The sequence below is a fragment of the Dyella humicola genome (genome assembly GCF_026283945.1).
GTDB classification, from domain to species: Bacteria; Pseudomonadota; Gammaproteobacteria; order Xanthomonadales; family Rhodanobacteraceae; genus Dyella; species Dyella humicola.
Map to the genome: position 1 here is coordinate 229,982 of NZ_JAPDPC010000001.1, position 15,401 is coordinate 245,382.

At 64.7% G+C, this 15,401-nt stretch carries 12 protein-coding genes; 2 read left to right on the forward strand and 10 right to left on the reverse strand.

Translation table 11 applies throughout. From position 1 onward, the window contains the following. Positions 1-102 precede the first annotated feature (102 nt). The 4 genes from acpA to OUZ30_RS01045 all read right to left on the reverse strand — a co-directional run bounded on the left by acpA (position 103) and on the right by OUZ30_RS01045 (position 5,594). Positions 103-1,716, reverse strand: a complete 1,614-nt coding sequence (acpA, locus tag OUZ30_RS01030) for an acid phosphatase (RefSeq protein ID WP_425601503.1) — start codon at positions 1,714-1,716, stop codon at positions 103-105. Positions 1,717-1,796: 80 nt separating this feature from the next. Continuing rightward, entirely contained in the window at positions 1,797-3,371 is a 1,575-nt protein-coding gene (locus OUZ30_RS01035) for a S10 family peptidase (RefSeq protein WP_266180300.1), read from the reverse strand. 26 nt (positions 3,372-3,397) lie between these two features. Next, positions 3,398-4,939 (reverse strand): S10 family peptidase, encoded by a 1,542-nt coding sequence (locus OUZ30_RS01040; protein ID WP_266180301.1) that lies wholly within the window; start codon positions 4,937-4,939, stop codon positions 3,398-3,400. 145 nt (positions 4,940-5,084) lie between these two features. Continuing rightward, positions 5,085-5,594: an Lrp/AsnC family transcriptional regulator gene (locus OUZ30_RS01045; protein WP_266180302.1), complete on the reverse strand. Its 510-nt coding sequence runs from the start codon at positions 5,592-5,594 to the stop codon at positions 5,085-5,087. A 107-nt stretch (positions 5,595-5,701) separates the two neighbouring features. On the opposite strand from OUZ30_RS01045, the gene OUZ30_RS01050 reads away from it, so the two are divergent. Together OUZ30_RS01050 and OUZ30_RS01055 are read left to right on the forward strand one after the other, a co-directional pair. Beyond that, positions 5,702-6,625, forward strand: coding sequence for a DMT family transporter (locus tag OUZ30_RS01050; RefSeq protein ID WP_266180303.1), 924 nt, complete (start codon positions 5,702-5,704; stop codon positions 6,623-6,625). 6 nt (positions 6,626-6,631) lie between these two features. Further along, positions 6,632-7,327 carry a glutathione S-transferase family protein gene (locus tag OUZ30_RS01055; RefSeq protein ID WP_266180304.1) on the forward strand — a complete coding sequence of 232 codons (696 nt, stop codon included), beginning with the start codon at positions 6,632-6,634 and terminating at the stop codon, positions 7,325-7,327. 22 nt (positions 7,328-7,349) lie between these two features. Here the strand turns inward: OUZ30_RS01055 and OUZ30_RS01060 are convergent, their stop codons facing one another. The 6 genes from OUZ30_RS01060 to OUZ30_RS01085 form a co-directional block, all read right to left on the reverse strand. Beyond that, positions 7,350-7,997 (reverse strand): Pr6Pr family membrane protein, encoded by a 648-nt coding sequence (locus OUZ30_RS01060; protein ID WP_266180305.1) that lies wholly within the window; start codon positions 7,995-7,997, stop codon positions 7,350-7,352. Between the two features lie 78 nt (positions 7,998-8,075). Continuing rightward, on the reverse strand, positions 8,076-8,831 hold the full coding sequence (gene ubiE / locus OUZ30_RS01065) for a bifunctional demethylmenaquinone methyltransferase/2-methoxy-6-polyprenyl-1,4-benzoquinol methylase UbiE (protein ID WP_266180306.1): 756 nt from the start codon (positions 8,829-8,831) through the stop codon (positions 8,076-8,078). Positions 8,832-9,010: 179 nt separating this feature from the next. Beyond that, the gene (locus OUZ30_RS01070; protein ID WP_266180307.1) at positions 9,011-10,366 is read right to left on the reverse strand and encodes a metal-dependent hydrolase family protein; all 1,356 of its coding nucleotides are present in this window, start codon (positions 10,364-10,366) and stop codon (positions 9,011-9,013) included. A 100-nt stretch (positions 10,367-10,466) separates the two neighbouring features. Beyond that, a complete protein-coding gene (plsB, locus tag OUZ30_RS01075) occupies positions 10,467-13,130 on the reverse strand; it encodes a glycerol-3-phosphate 1-O-acyltransferase PlsB (RefSeq protein WP_266180308.1) in 2,664 nt (887 codons plus the stop codon). A 52-nt stretch (positions 13,131-13,182) separates the two neighbouring features. Next, positions 13,183-14,187, reverse strand: coding sequence for a hypothetical protein (locus OUZ30_RS01080; protein WP_266180309.1), 1,005 nt, complete (start codon positions 14,185-14,187; stop codon positions 13,183-13,185). 294 nt (positions 14,188-14,481) lie between these two features. Further along, positions 14,482-15,381, reverse strand: coding sequence for a 5'-nucleotidase, lipoprotein e(P4) family (locus OUZ30_RS01085; RefSeq protein ID WP_266180310.1), 900 nt, complete (start codon positions 15,379-15,381; stop codon positions 14,482-14,484). Positions 15,382-15,401 lie beyond the last annotated feature (20 nt).

The window sequence follows — 15,401 nt, forward strand, 5'->3', positions numbered from 1 at the left end:
CCTCTCCGGCAGCGGTTCGAACCGAGTATGGCATCGCGGCCGTGAGTGGTTCGTGCCCGCTCACCCCTACCGGACTGGCGGCGGCGAGCGGGCAGGCTGCTCTCAAGCGGCGCCAAACTCCAGCGCCGCGGTCAGATCGCCCGGCGGCGGCCCACCTGCAGCCACCATCGCCTGCTCGCGCAGGGTCAGGCCGGGCAGCTTTTCCAGGCCGAAGCGACGGGTCAGGAAGCGTGCGATGGAGCCGGTGTCGTAAATGGTGTGGTCGACATGGCCCTTCTTGGCGAACGGCGACACGATGACGGCGGGGATGCGCGAGCCGGGTCCCCAGCGATCGCCCTTGGGCGGCGCCACGTGATCCCACCAGCCGCCGTTCTCATCGACGGTGATCACCACCAGCACCTGCTTCCACGCCGGTGATTTCTGCAGCGCATCGATGATGCGCATGATGTGGCGATCGCCCGCGTCCACGTCCGAATAACCGGCGTGCATGTTCAAGTCGCCCTGCGGCTTGTAGAAGCTCACCGCCGGCAATCTGCCCGCTTCGATATCCGCGATGAAGCGGTTGTCTGGCGCGGTTTCGCCCACGCCGCCATCACGCAGGTGCTGAGCGCGTGCCGCGGTGCCGGGGGCGAGACTCTTGAAATAGTTCAGTGGCTGATGATGAATCTGGAAGTTCGGGCGCTGTGGAAACTGGTGCTGGTCGCCGTCGCCCTTGCCATCCAGGGCCAGCTGCCAGGCGCCGCCGTACCAGGCCCAGTCGACACCGGCCGCGGACAGCACATCGCCAATGTGCTTGTGCGTCTGCGGTGGCACCGTGTTGGGGCTGTCCGGATCGGCCAGGGCCGGGTTGCTGCCCGATTCCGTGGCGCTGGGCGCGTAGGGCGGCATCATCGTATTGACGGCCCAGAAGTCGGGCGTCAACGAGCTGCGTGAGGCGAAGCGAGGCGTGCCCGCCATCGCGCTGGCCGGCGAATCGCTGGCCAGCTGCAGGCGTGCATCGGTCGGTTCGCCGCTTTCCGTCTTGGCGATATTGAAACGTGCCGGGCTTTGATCGGCATTTGGGTAATACGGCGGTTGCGCGGCCACCAGGTACTGGTGGTTGAGGAACGAGCCGCCGAAAGCACCCATGAAGAAGTTGTCGCACAGCGTGAACTGGCGCGCGAGTTGCCACAGACGCAGGTGTGCCGCGCTGTCTCCGTAGTGGCCCATGACCATGGCGCCGGTATCGCCCCAGGCGACGAAGCCGTCGTTCTTGCCACCGTTGATCTGCAGCTGGTTGTTGTAGAAGCTGTGCACCAGATCGCGCGTGACCACGCCGTGCGGCAACGGCTCGCCCTTGCCGGTACGCAGTGCCCAGGGTGCATTGGGCAGGCCGACGAGATCGTCCTGCTTCACTTCGTAATTGCGGTGATTCACCGTCTGCGCGTGTGGCACCAGGCCATGCCAGATCGGCGGCAAGGTCTTCAGGATCGAGCCGTCACGATCGCGCTGCAGATAGCCCTCGGGCGTGAGCGCGGCGAGTGGTCTTTCCACGCCGGGGAAGTTCGCGAACAGATTATTGAAGCTGCGATTTTCCGCGTAGATCACCACGACCTGCTGAATGTGCTCGCGCAGGGCGGCATCGAGCGCGGTCGGCGTGCTGTCGGCGACCGCTTTGCCCGCGCGCGCGCTGCCCTGGTAGCCGCCGATGGCCAAGGCAGCGCCCGTCACCGCCATGCCGCCCAAGAGGCGGCGGCGGGACGGATCGATGGGTTCTTCGGGCGTGGAACCGTCGGTCGTTGGTGGCGTCTGCTTGGTCACGGAGCGGCGTCGTCGTAGAAGTGGGACAGGTCGACCTTGGTCTGTTCAAGCGACTTCTGGTCCAGGTAGATCATATGACCCGAGGGATAGAAGCCGAACGAGATGTTCTTCAGATGCGCCGGTTCCAGGCCCAGGTGCGAGAGATCGAACTCGGTGGCGTAGAACGGCGTGGCGAGGTCATAGTAACCGTTGGCCGAGAACACCTTGAGGTGCGGATTGCGGCGCATGGCGTCGCCGAGGTCGCTACCCACGTACGTGGCCTGGGTCCAGCCGCCGCTGTTCTTGCGCTTCCAGTCCCAGCTCTTGCCGATCACCCCGTAGTTGTTGGGAAGGTACGGACGGTCTTCGGTGAACTTCAGCTCGTTGGCAGCGTACGCGTTGAACGTGGCCACATAGGCGCCGGTGATGGCATCGCTGGCGGTATCGCCGTCGGGCGTCTCGCCGGCGGCATCCGGGTCGATGCCTTCGAAACGGCCGTCCAGGCGGCCGACCGTGCGCCGATCGTCACGCATCAGTTCCTTGCGGAAACGGCTGGGGCCGATACGCAGGTTCGCGTCCTTGATGTACTGGGGCGACAGGCCGAGATACTTGCTCAGCTGGTTGGCGACGCGGTCGCGCTCAGCCGGGTCGATGGCATCGCCCTTGGCCAGCGCCAAGGTGTAATCGCCTGAAGCAAAGCGGCGCACTTCCGCCAGGAACGTGCCGATATCGGCCGGCTTGTTCGGCACCTTGTTGTGGTACCAGGCGATCGCCGCTTCGGTCGGCAGGTTTACGATATAGCCGTGATCAATGCCGGGGGCGGCGACGGTGAAGTCGAGGATCGACGACATCAGCACGATGCCGTTGAGCTCCATGCCTTTTTCCTGCAAGGCCTTCGCCAGCACGGCGGAGCGCGTGGTGCCGTAGCTCTCGCCAAACAGGAACTTGGGCGAGTTCCAGCGGTTGTTCTGGCTCACGTAGCGGTTGACGAACTTGCTGAAGGCATCGGCATCCTGGTCGACGCCGTAGAAGTCCTTGCCCTCGGCCTTGCCCACCAGCTGCGAATAGCCCGTGCCCGGCGCATCGATGAACACCAGGTCGGTCTTGTCGAGCAGGCTCTGTTCGTTGGGCACCGTACGGTACGGCGCCGGCGGAATAGGCTTGTCACCCTCGTTGGCCACGCGCACCGGGCCATAGGAGCCCATGTGCAACCACATGGACGACGAGCCGGGGCCGCCGTTGTAGAAGAACGTCACCGGGCGCTTGCCACCCTTGCCGCCGTCCATCGTATAGGCGACGTAGAAGAAGCTCACCGTGGGCTTGCCCTTGTCGTCGCGGATCAACATCGTGCCCGCGGTGGCCTTGTAGTCGATCGTGCGGCCGTTGATCTTGATGCTGTGCTTGGTCGTTACCGCGCGCTCGGCCGGAATGGGCTGCTCATCCGAGGCAGTCTTGTCGGCCTTGTCCGCGTCTTTCTTGTCGGCCTGCGCCTTGGGCGCGTCCTTGCTGTCGGTGTCGGCCGCGTGCAGCGGCAGGGTGCCCAGGGCCAGCACGGTGGCGAGGGCGAGCGAAGTGAGTGCGTAGTGGCGCATGGGGATCGTCTCCGGTACGGCGCAGATCAAAGGTGGGTGGTGTTGTCGTAGTAGCGGGACAGATCGCCCTTGAGCTGCTGCAACGCCTCGGTGTTCAGGTAAATCATGTGTCCCGAGGGGTAGTACACGAAGTGCAGGTTGCCGCGCAGGGACGGCTCCAGGTTCATGTGCGACAGGTCGTACTCGGTGATGAAGAACGGCGTGGCGAAGTCGTAATAGCCGTTGACCGACAACACCTGCAGGTTCGGGTTGGTACGCATCGCATGCGCGAGATCACCCGCCACATACGCCGTGGGCAGCGGACGCTTGATGCCGGCCGCCTGGTGCTTCCAGTCCCAGTCCTTGCCGATGTCACTGAAGGTCGGGCGATATTCCAGATCGCTGTGATAGTTCAGCTGGCTGGTGACGTAGTCGTGGAAGGCGGTGACGAATGCACCGCTGATGCCGGCATCCGAAGCGTCGTATTCCGGTGTCTCGCCAGCGGCATCTTCATCCACGCCTTCGAAGCGTGCGTCGTAGCGGCCCAGCGTGCGGCGTTCGTTGCGCAGCAGCTCCTTGCGGAAACGGGATGGCTCCACGCGCAGGTTCGCATCCTTGATGTAGCTCGCCGGCATGCCGGTATAGCTGGCCAGCTGGCGCGCCACCGCATCGGCTTCGGCGGGCGGCAAATCCTGACCCTTGGCGAGTGCGGAGGCATACGGCCCACGCGCAAACGCACGCACTTCGTCGAGATAGGTCTTCAGGTCGGCCGGCTTGTTGGCGAGCTTGTTGTGATACCAGGCGGCGGCCGCGTAGCTGGGCACGTAGCCGACATACATCTCGTCGTAGCCAGGAATGCGCACGCCATAGTTGAGGATCGAGGACATCAGGATCACGCCGTTGAACGACATGCCCTTGTCCTGAAGTGCATCGACCAGGGCGGCCGAGCGCGTGGTGCCATAGCTTTCGCCGTAGAGGAACTTGGGCGAGTTCCAGCGGTTGTTGACCGTGACGTAGCGCTGGATCGCGCGCGAGAACGCCGAGATGTCCTGGTCGACGCCCCAGAAATCCTTGCCCTCGGCCTTGCCGACGGGCCGTGAATAGCCTGCGCCGACCGCATCGATAAACACCAGGTCGGTCTTGTCGAGCAGGCTGTCGTTGTTGGGCACGAGCCTGTACGGCGCGGGCGCCGTGGCCTGCGGGCTGGCCGTCTCGATGCGCACCGGCGCGAACGAGCCCATATGCAACCACATGCTGGAAGAGCCGGGGCCGCCGTTGTAGAGGAAGGTCACCGGACGCTTTTCGGCCTTGCCGTTGTCGACCGTGTAGGCCACGTAGAAGACGCTGGCCTGCGGCTGGCCCTTCTCGTCGCGGATGATCAGGTTGCCGGCCGTGGCCGTATAGGCGATCGAATGGCCACCAATGGTGACGTTGTGCTTGGTGCGCACGGCGCTTTCGGTGGTGGGTGCCTGGACGTCTTCATCCTTTGCGCTAGCGGCCTTGTCGGTGGGGGCGTCCTTGGCCAGCAGGGCGGTGCAAGGTGACAACACGAGACTGCCGCTCAGCAGCAGGTAGAACAGACGGCGCATGCGAATTCCCCGGGCGACGATTGGATCGATGTAATGTCGTTGGAGTATGCGCATCGCGGTCCGCGCGCGACCGTGACAAAAGTACTGGGTGAGCCCGCGACCAAGGTCGCAGGTCTTTGCGCCTGTTTGAGTTCCTGCTTGGCTCTTAGTCCTGCAGCAGCGCGCGCCCGGCGTTCCACATGGCGCGCGTCAGCGGTCGGTTCTCGTGGGGCGTCTGCAGCACCACCAGGGTGGTCGTGCTGATGCTGGCGTGGATCTTCAGCAGGCGGTCGAGCACGGTTTCCAGGTGCGCGATGGACATCGCCACCACGCGCAGCAAGGCCGAGTCTTCACCGGCCAGGCGGCGGCAGTCGAGCACTTCGGGGATGTCTGCCACCAAGGTGCCGACGCGTGCGCAGATACCGCCGTCGCAGCGCAGCCGGATCATGGCATCGATCTCGTAGCCGAGCTTGCGCGGGTTCACCACGGCTCGATAGCCAGTGATGATGCCCGCTTCCTCCAGACGCTTGACGCGCTCGGCCACGGCCGGGGCGGAAAGGCGCACCTTGCGTCCCAGTTCCGCATAACCAAGGCGCGCATCCTGCTGCAGGGCTTCCAGCAGTTGCCAATCCGTTACATCCCAAATCGGTTTCGATTCAAAGGTAAGTGCGTTCATTGGACATTTCGTTCGTTGGCGAAACATCCGCATCGTACGCTGATCCATTATTCAAGCGCACCCGCCCTCCGACATACGATTTGCACGCTTTCCCACGGAACCTCCCCATGCAAACCCCGGAACGCCTCGACGGGCGCGCCCTTACCTATATCGGCATCGCCCTGCTCACCTGGTCGTCCGCCTATGCCGCGATTGCCTACGCGCTGGCCTCGTTCACGCCCGGTGAAGTGGCGCTTGCACGCCTGGCCATCGGCTCGCTCTGCTTTGCCGTACTCCTGCTGGTGAAGCGGGTGCCGATGCCGGCGCGGCGCGACTGGCCGCAGCTGGCGCTCCTCGGTGTAATCGGCCTGACCGCCTACCATCTCTGCCTCAATACGGCTGAAACCCGGGTCGCCAGCGGCACGGCGGCGATCCTGATTTCGCTGGTGCCGGCCGCCACCGCGGCGCTGTCCGCGATCTGGCTGCGCGAACGCCTGTCACCGCGCACCTTGGTCGGACTCGGCGTGGCCCTGGTGGGCGTGGTGATGGTGGTGCTGGCCAGCGGCAAAGACGTGAAGTTCGAGCCGATGGCGGCGCTGGTGCTGGTAAGCGTGTTGTCGTCGGCGATCTTCTTCGTGGGACAGAAGCCGTTGTTCGCGCGCAACAGCATGCTGGGCGTCACAGGTTTTACCTTCTTCGCCGGCATGCTGGGCACGCTGCCGTTTGGTTTGGGCTTGCCGCATGCCTTGACCGTCGCGCCCGCGTCACATATCTGGGCGCTGGTGTGGCTGGGTATCGCGCCAACCTTCATCGGCTATATCGCGTGGAACGCCGCGCTGCACCGCGCCTCCGCCTCGCAGGTCAGCAGTTTCATCTACTTCTCGCCACCGATCGCGGTGCTGATCGGCTGGGTATGGCTGGGCGAACGACCGGGCTGGCTGACCTTGATCGGCGGCGTGGTTACCGTGGGCGGCGTGGTGCTTGCCAATGCACGTCGCCGTGCGCCATCGTCCGCCGCACCGGTGACGACGACACCCGTCAAACAACACTGAGACGCCATGACCCAGTCGACGACCGCACTTTATATCGCCAACAAGAACTACTCTTCGTGGTCGCTGCGCCCGTGGGTGTTGCTGAGCGAGCTCGGCATTCCGTTCGAGGAACGTCAGGTGGCCTTCGACCAGGGTTCCAACTGGAGCCGCTTCCGCAGTTTCTCGCCCACCGGTCGCGTGCCCTGCCTGCAGGATGGCGACACCGTGGTATGGGATTCGCTGGCGATCACCGAATACCTTGCCGAACGTCATCCACAGGTTTGGCCGTCCGATACGGCGGCCCGCACCTGGGCGCGTTGTGCCGCGGCGGAGATGCATTCCGGTTTCGCCACCCTGCGCGACCAATGCGGGATGAATTGCGGCATTCGCGTGCGCTTGCGTGACATCGGCTCGGCCCTGAAGGCGGATATCGTCCGTATCAATGAACTTTGGACCGAAGGCTTGGCGCGCTTTGGTGGCCCTTTCCTCGCGGGCAAGACGTTTACCGGGGTCGATGCGTTCTTTGCGCCGGTAGCGTTCCGCGTGCAGACCTACGACCTCGCGCTGGATCGCCCCGCCGCGGAGTATGCGCAACGACTGCTGGCGCTACCGTCCATGCGTCGCTGGTACGACGCCGCACTCGCCGAGACCTGGCGCGACCAGGCGCATGAGGAAGAAACGCTGCATTTTGGCGACGTCGTCGAAGACCTGCGCCAAGCCTAGATCGCGGGCCTGGGCTATCGCTTCAGACTGTGCCGGCGACCACCTCGCCGCGCCGGCGCGCCTGCCATCGGCCCATGGCGACCAGCACCAGTCCCACGGCGATAAACGCCAGCAGGACGAAACAGGCGTCGATCACCACCTGGACATAACCCAGCGTCGGGACGTCCAGGAACGGATAGGGATACCAGCCATCGCCGGCGCCGCGTAGCAGCACGTAAAGGAAATACGCGGCGGGATAGCTTTGCCAGACCAGTACCTGCTGCCAGCGCAGGTCTCTCTTCGCTACGGCCAGCCACCAGTAGATGAGATACAACACGGGCATGATGTCATGCACGATCACGTCGGCCAGCAACTGCCAACCCTCGGGGTGCCACAGTCCGCGCAACATCACGTTGTAGATCAGGCCCACGATGGTGATGCTCATCGCCAATGCGGTCTTCACCCCGGAGCGCAGGAAAAATCGCGTGACCGCGCCGCGCGGCCCGATCGCAGTCGCGGTAAGCGCCGCTGCCACCAACAGGTTCGTCAGGATCGTGTAGAAGCCCAGCAACAACCACACCCCGGCGAGCAAGCTGCCAGCCTGACGAACGGCCATCCAGAACTGCAGCACCAGCCCGAACCAACCGAGCAGGGCGCCTAGCGTGGCAAGCGGGCGATAGGGTTGCGACATGGATGGATCCGAGGCAAAGGCGTGGCAATCACACCACGGTGCCATTGCAGGATCCGTGATGATTGACGCGCCGCGGGACTAGAACTTGTAGCCGCGGTGGATCGCCACGATGCCATTGGTGAGGTTGCGCACGTCGACGCGGCCGAAGCCGGCGCGCTCCATCATGCTCTTGAGCGTTTCCTGGTCCGGGTGCTTGCGGATCGACTCGGCGAGGTACTGGTAGCTGTCTGCGTCGCCGGCGAATAGCTGGCCGAGCTTGGGCAGCACCTTGAACGAATGGAAGTCGTAGAGCTTGCTGAAGAGGTCGCTCTGCACGCGCGAGAATTCAAGCACCAGCGCACGGCCACCGGGCTTGAGCACGCGGCAGATATCGGCCAGTGCCTTGTCCTTGTCGGTGACGTTGCGCAGGCCAAACGCCATGGTGACGGCGTCGAAACTGTTGTCGGGGAACGGCAGCGCCTCGGCATTGAGCTGGGCCCAGCGCAGGCCCGTGACCATGCCGCGGTCGGTCATGCGGTCGCGACCGACGCCGAGCATGGCCGCGTTGATGTCGCCCACCACGATCTCGCCTTCCGTGCCCACCACGGGACGCAGCAAGGCGGCGATGTCGCCGGTGCCACCGGCCAGATCGAGCACGCGGTCACCGCGGCGTACACCGCTCACGCTGACGAAGTGGCGTTTCCACAGGCGATGGACGCCGAACGACATCAGGTCGTTCATCAGGTCGTAGCTGCGCGCCACCGAGGTGAACACCTGGCCGACCAGCTTCTGCTTGTCGGCGACAGGCACGTCGCGGAAACCGAAATGGGTGGTGTTGGGGTGCTGATCGCTCATGCGTACATGGTAGCGGATCGGCGCCCCGAGCTCCTTCTCCCCTCCGGGGAGAAGGTTGGGATGAGGGGCGGGTGCTCGCCCAAACGCTTCAAAAGAGCCAACTCTGAACGGGCCTCATCGCAAGATTGACCCCTCACCCCGGCCCTCTCCCCTCCGGGGAGAGGGCGAAGTGGAGTGTCTTACAAGACTTCCTTGCCTTCCTGCTTGTACACCACGCCGTCCTTCATCACGAAGTTGACCTTCTGCATCAAGGTGATGTCATCCAGCGGATTGCCCGGCACGGCGATGACGTCAGCGCGGCGTCCGACGGCAATCTGGCCCAGTTCGTCCTGCTTGTGCAGCAGCTCGGCGGCGTGGGTGGTGGCGGCCTGCAGCGCATACATGGCGGGGATGCCTGCCTGCACCATGTACTGGAACTCCTTGGCGTTCTGACCGTGCGGATAGACGGCAGCGTCGGTGCCGAAGGCGATCTTCACGCCAGCCTTATAAGCTTTGCCCGCCGTGGCCTGGATGATCGGGCCAACCTGCATGGCCTTGGCCGCTACCTGCGGCGGGTAGTAGCCGGGTTTGGCGGCCATTTCCTGCACGTACTTGCCGGCGATGATGGTGGGCACGTACCAGGTGCCGTGTTCCTTCATCAGCTTCATGTCCTCGTCGTTCATGAAGGTGCCATGCTCGATCGAGTCGACGCCGGCCAGCACGGCGCGGCGGATCGCCTCGGCACCATGCGCGTGCGCGGCCACGGTGAAGCCGTAGTCGTGCGCGGCGGTGACCACGGCCTTGATCTCCTCGATGGTCATCTGCGCGTTGTCGGCGCTGCTGCTTTCGTCGAGCACGCCGCCCGAGGGCATGATCTTGAGCAGGTCGACGCCGTCCTTGTAGTGCTGGCGCACCGCCTTGTAGGCATCCTCGGGGTTATTGATGATGCCGTCCTTGGCGTCCGGGTTGCCGGCCAGGGTCATGCGATAGCCATCGGTCGGGTCGGCATGGCCGCCGGTGGTGCCGATCGGCTTGCCGGCGGTAAAGATGCGCGGCCCCGGCACGATGCCGGCGTTGATTGCGTTGCGCAGGGCGATGGATTCGTTGTCGCCGTCACCGACATTGCGCACGCTGGTGAAGCCGGCCAGCAGGGTGCGGCGGGCGTAGACGGTGGAGCGGATCGCGAAATCCGCGGTGTTCCAACGGAACTGGTCGGTGTAGGCGGTGGGGCTGGTCTCGGAGGTCAGATGCGTGTGCGCGTCGATCAGGCCGGGCATGCAGGTGGCATCGGCCAGGTTGACCAGCGCATAGTTGCCGCCGGCCGCCGTGGCGGCATCACGATAGGGTTTGTCGTCAATGGAGCCGGCGCGGATCTCCTTCACGCGGCCGCTCTCGATCACCACCGTCGTTTCGCCCAGGAGCTTGCCCGCGGCGGGATCGACCATGCGCGCGCAATGCAGCACGGTAACGTCATGGTTGGTGTGCGTGGCGTCGGCCGCGATGGCGGTCGGCAACGAAAGGGCGGCGGCAATAGCCAAGGCGACGCGTGCAGACATGGTGAAGCTCCCCGGGATGAAGCAGCCATCTTATGGGCTGCGGCACCCGTGCGGAGGCGTGACTTCCGTCACCCCTCCGCGGTTTTCACGGGAGCTTCCCTCAGTCCTTGCGCGGGGCGTCGTCGCCGGCGTCTTCGGCCACGGGCGTGACCTCTTCATGCGCGTGCACGTGGTGCTCCGACACCACGTGGCGCTCGTGCAGCGCTTCGCTGGAGGCATCGGCCGGAACGGGTTTGGCCACGTCAGGCTTGGCGACTTCCGCGGGCGCATGCGCTTCCTTCTCGCCATCGCCACCCGGGGTGATCTTGAGGATGGAGTGGCGCACTTCGCGGGCGAGGATCACGCGTGCGTCGCGCACCATGTCTTCCAGACCGCGGTCGTAGTCGAGCTTGCCGGCGTCGTCGGTCCACACAATGCGGCTCTCGCGCAGCTTATGAATGAAGCCGCGGAACAGCGCCTTGTCGAAGAACTCCGGTGCCGACAACTCGTTGAGCAGGCTGAGGCGCTGTGCCGTGAGAGCGCAAGCGTTTTCCAGCTCGGCGGCAGTGAGCGTGTGCGGTCCGTTCTTCACCAGCGCGGCGATGGTGATGTAGTAACGCTCGAACGCCTGAATCAGGCTGCGCGCAATGATCTTGAGCTGGTAGGCCGCGTCGTCCTGTCCGGGTCCGCGCTCCAGCACGCGGCCGTCGCCGGTGGCTTCGAGCAGGCCGCGGCGCACGAAGAAATCGATGGTCGCCTGCAGTTGCGTACAGAAGCCGTCTTCATCCCATGGCAGGAACAGCTCGCCCTGGATGAACGGGTAGATGATGCGCCCCAGGCGCAGCACCGAGCCGCGCGACATGCGGCGGTTGTTGAGAAAACAACACGCCACCCAGGCGGCTGTCGCCGTGAGATGCAGCACGTTGTTGCGGAAGTAGCTGAGCAGCACCGCCTGCTCGCCCTCGGTCATCAGCACGTCGCCGAGCGGATGGCGCACGCGACGAATCCAGCCCATCTGCTCGCCATAGGCGATGATGCCCGCCGGGTCCATCGAGGTCAGCGTGACGCGATCCGAATACGGCAGCTCTTCCAGCAGCGACTTCATCAATTCCAGCTGCGCCAGCAGGTCGTTCTCCGCCATCGCGTGCTTGGGCGTGGCCAGGATCGCCAGCGCCAGCAGGTTGATCGGGTTGACGTCGGCAGCGCGGTTGATATTGATCTGGATGCGATCGGCGAGATCGTCCACCACGCGGCCCAGCCATTCGGGCTTGTGATCCGGATTGGCGGTGGTGACGCGCCAGTTCGCGCTGGCGGCATCGAGCAAGGGATTCAATTCAATCGGCTCCCCGAAGTTCAGCGCCACGTGCCCATAGCGCTGGCGCAGCACTTTCAGTCCGCGCAGCAGGCCGAGCAGTGATTCCTTTTCCTTCGGCTTGCCGGAGAGTTCACCAACATAGCTCTTGCCCTCCATCAGCTTCTCGTAGCCGATGTACACAGGCTGGAACAGCACCGGACGGCGCGGCGCGCGCAGGAAGGCGCGCACGGTCATCGCCAGCATGCCGGCGCGTGGCGCGAGCAGGCGCCCGGTACGCGAGCGACCACCCTCGATGAAGTACTCCATCGGCACGCCGCGATCGATCAGCTGCGCCACGTATTCGTTGAACACCACCGAGTACAGCGCATTGCCCTTGAAGCTGCGACGCAGGAAGAACGCACCGCCGCGACGCAGGATCGGACCGATCACCGGCAGGTTGAGATTCACGCCGGCCGCAATGTGCGGCACGACCACGCCGGAGACATGCAGCTGATAGGACATCAGCAGGTAATCGGTGTGGCTGCGGTGGCAAGGTACGTACACCACTTCATGGCCCGGCGCCGCGGCGCGCGCCTTTTCGAAGTGGTGCATGGCGATGCCGTCGTACAACTTGTTCCAGAAGTTGGAGAGCAGGAACGACGCCGAGCGCACCACCGGGTGCGAGTAGTCGGCGGAGACCTCCATCACCATGTCGTGCGCTTTGCGCCAAGCCTTGGCGTGGCTGATGCGTTCCTTCGCCGCGGTCGATGCGATGGCTTCACGCACAGGTTCGGCATTGAGCACCGCGTCGACCACGGTGCGCCGATGCGACAGGTCGGGTCCGATCACCGCCGCGCGAATACGCCGGAAGTGCGTGCGCAGCACCCGGGCGATCTTGCGCGCGAAGCGTTCCGGGCGGACGTCGCCGGCCTCGTTCATCACGCTGCGCAACGAGACCGGGGTGGAGAAATGCACCACCGTGTCGCGGCCGTTGAGCATCAGGGCCAGCAGGCGGCGGAAGCGGCCCACCACCACCCAGTTCTCGGAGAACAGCACGCTGAACCAGCCTGATTCGCGGGTGGGTGCGCGGCCGACATAGATGGAGACGGGCACGATCTGGATGTCGCGGTCCGGCTCGACTTCGAGCGAGCGGACCAGTTGGCCGAGCGGCTCGTTCGGCGAGCGCTTGCGATTGCGGCCGAACAGCCAGCCGTCGCGGCGCGCCAGGGCGAATACCGAACGCCTGCGGCGCGTGCCCGATAGCGGCTGCATCGGGCTGGGCAGCCCGGCCTCGCGGCAGGCCCGCTCGAGGATCAAGCCGTCGGAAAAGCCATCACGCTCGATCACATAGCACACCGGCGCGCCCGCCTTCAGCAAGGCAGCCGGTTCGGCGGGATCGCGGCGGATGCGCACCCAGGGTTCGAGTAGTTGCCCGGCCAGGTTGAACCACCAGGGCGCGCGGCTACGGGCGGGAGTGTCCGTGGTCGACATATTTTGCATCCCCGAATTGTAACTGGTGCGTTGGCGAAACCGGCTCGATCGGTTAGTGCTTGGTGCTTGTCGCGTTGACGGGCTGCTTGGTCGAGGTCTGCACCGGGGTCGGCGCGCTCGCCGATGCCGCCGGTGCCACCGCGCTGCTGGCCGGGGCGGGCGGTGCCACCAGCCGGTCATGCGCGTCGCGCACGTTCTGCAGCATGTCCTCGCTATACCAGCGGCCACCTTGCTCGATCAGGTTCGATTCGGTAGATAGCGGCTTGCCGAGCAAGCTGTAATCGATGCGCACGCGCGCATGGCCGTTGCGGTTTTCCAGCGTCGTGACCCGGACCGAGTCCAGCGTGTCGTCGATCGACAGGCCATAGATGCTCAGCACCTGCTTGATGCCGAGAAAGCCGGTGCTGTATTTCTGCATCGCCGTGTCGAAATCCATCGACCGCAGTGCTTCGGGCGTCTTCAGGTCGAGCTGGCGCGCGGTGCCCACCACGACGGCAATCGCCCGTTTGGCCTTGGCCTGGTCAAACCACGGAACCTGCTGTGCCCAAGGTGCCAGCACGTTGATGACATCGTTGGCCTGCTGCTTCTGCAGGTTGGTCAGTTCCTTGCTCTGGGCCACGCCGGTGGCGACGATGGCCTGCCCGATGCCGATCATTACCGGCAGCTGGTCGTGATACTGCTGCTCCAACTGGGTCAGCTTGGGCCGGGCCAGCGCGTAGAGCTTGGTCTCCGCATCCGGGGCTGTCAGCTGCTGCACATTGTTGATGAAGTCCGCGCGATCCTCGGCGCTGATGGGGTGCTCGTCGGGCCGTGGGCGCACCCAGTCCGCACGCAGTGTGTCGAAGTCGGCTGGCGGCAGCGAGTGTTTCCAGAAGTCGGCGAAATCCCCAGCCTTGATCAGCGCCAGGGACTGCTGCACGGAAGCCTCGGGCGTTTCGCCGCCAGCGGTCACGACCACCGGGGCAGGCTTGTGCGAGGTCATGAACAGCGCAGCTGCCGAGGCCAGCAGGAGCAGGGCGCCGAGGCCGGCGGCGAAGTAAACAGATGAACGACGCATGGAGTCTCGCGATGGTGGCGCCCGGTGAACCAGCGAACGGGGCGGTCGGCTGAGCGTAAGGGTGTCGACTCCGCGTGAACAAGAGCCAGCGGGCGCGGTGGTGACGGGCGCCAAAAAAGAAAACCCCGCGGGCGTTGGGCCTCACGGGGTAATCCGGCAGAGCCGGAAGGGAAATGGCCTTGCCTGCGGAGTTTTTCAAGGTCAGCAGGTGTCAGCGGGGGAGATCTTACTTCCCGACTGAAGTTAAAGCAATACTTTAAGTTACGCTACGTAACTTGCTGTTGTGCTTGCTTATTAATCAAAGCGCAGCGACTGGATTTTCTGGCGACGACGGTCGTCGCGAGGCGCGCTCCAGTCATTATTAAACAAAGCAGGCTCCCACGCGCCATAGGTCGGATTGGGCAGCACGAACCAGTGCGTGCCGACCCAGCCCATATAAGGGGCCATGGCCTTCTGGCGGCCTTCCGCATTGTTGGCCAATACGGTCACAAAATCGCCGATCTGGTCGCCAAACTGCATCAATACGCGATATTTGTGGCTGACCAGCTGGCGCCGGCAACCTTTCTCCGTGCCCACTTGCTCGCAGTCCTCGACGAACGTGCCCAGGCCGAGGAAAGCCTCCGGGCCGGAAACCGGCAGGCCGGCCTTGCGCAGATTGGACAGGGTGGCCTGGTCCAGGTCCTTGGCGCGGTTGGAAATATAGATCACTGCGATGCCATTGCTGGCTGCGAACTGGGTGAACTCGACCACGCCGGGCAGGGCGCGTGCGCGTTCTTCCTTGCACCAGGCGGCCCAGTCGGCCTCGTTGAATTCGCCACCGCTCTTGATCAGGCGCGCCTGGTAGGGCGAGTTGTCCAGCACGGTCTCGTCGATATCCAGCACCACGGCGGGCGTCAGGCCCTTGGCCGGCGCGACGCGGTCGTCCTTGGGCAGGGCGTCCCACTGCTTGTCGGCCAGGGCGGGCAGCAGGCGCGACTCGGCATCGCGATAGGTCTGCAGGTAGATCAGGTCGTGCTCGATCGCGGTCTGGCTCCAGGCGACGGCATTGAGATTGTCGTCGGCGGGCGTCGTGGCGGTAGGTATGGCCGCGGCAGCAGTGGCCGTGATGGGGTGGGGCGGTGCCTTGGGGGGAGCGACAGAACAAGCGGCGAGCAGGGCCAGGGCGGCCAGAGCCGTCGGCAGACGAACAGACATGCAGGATTCCCGTGGAGACT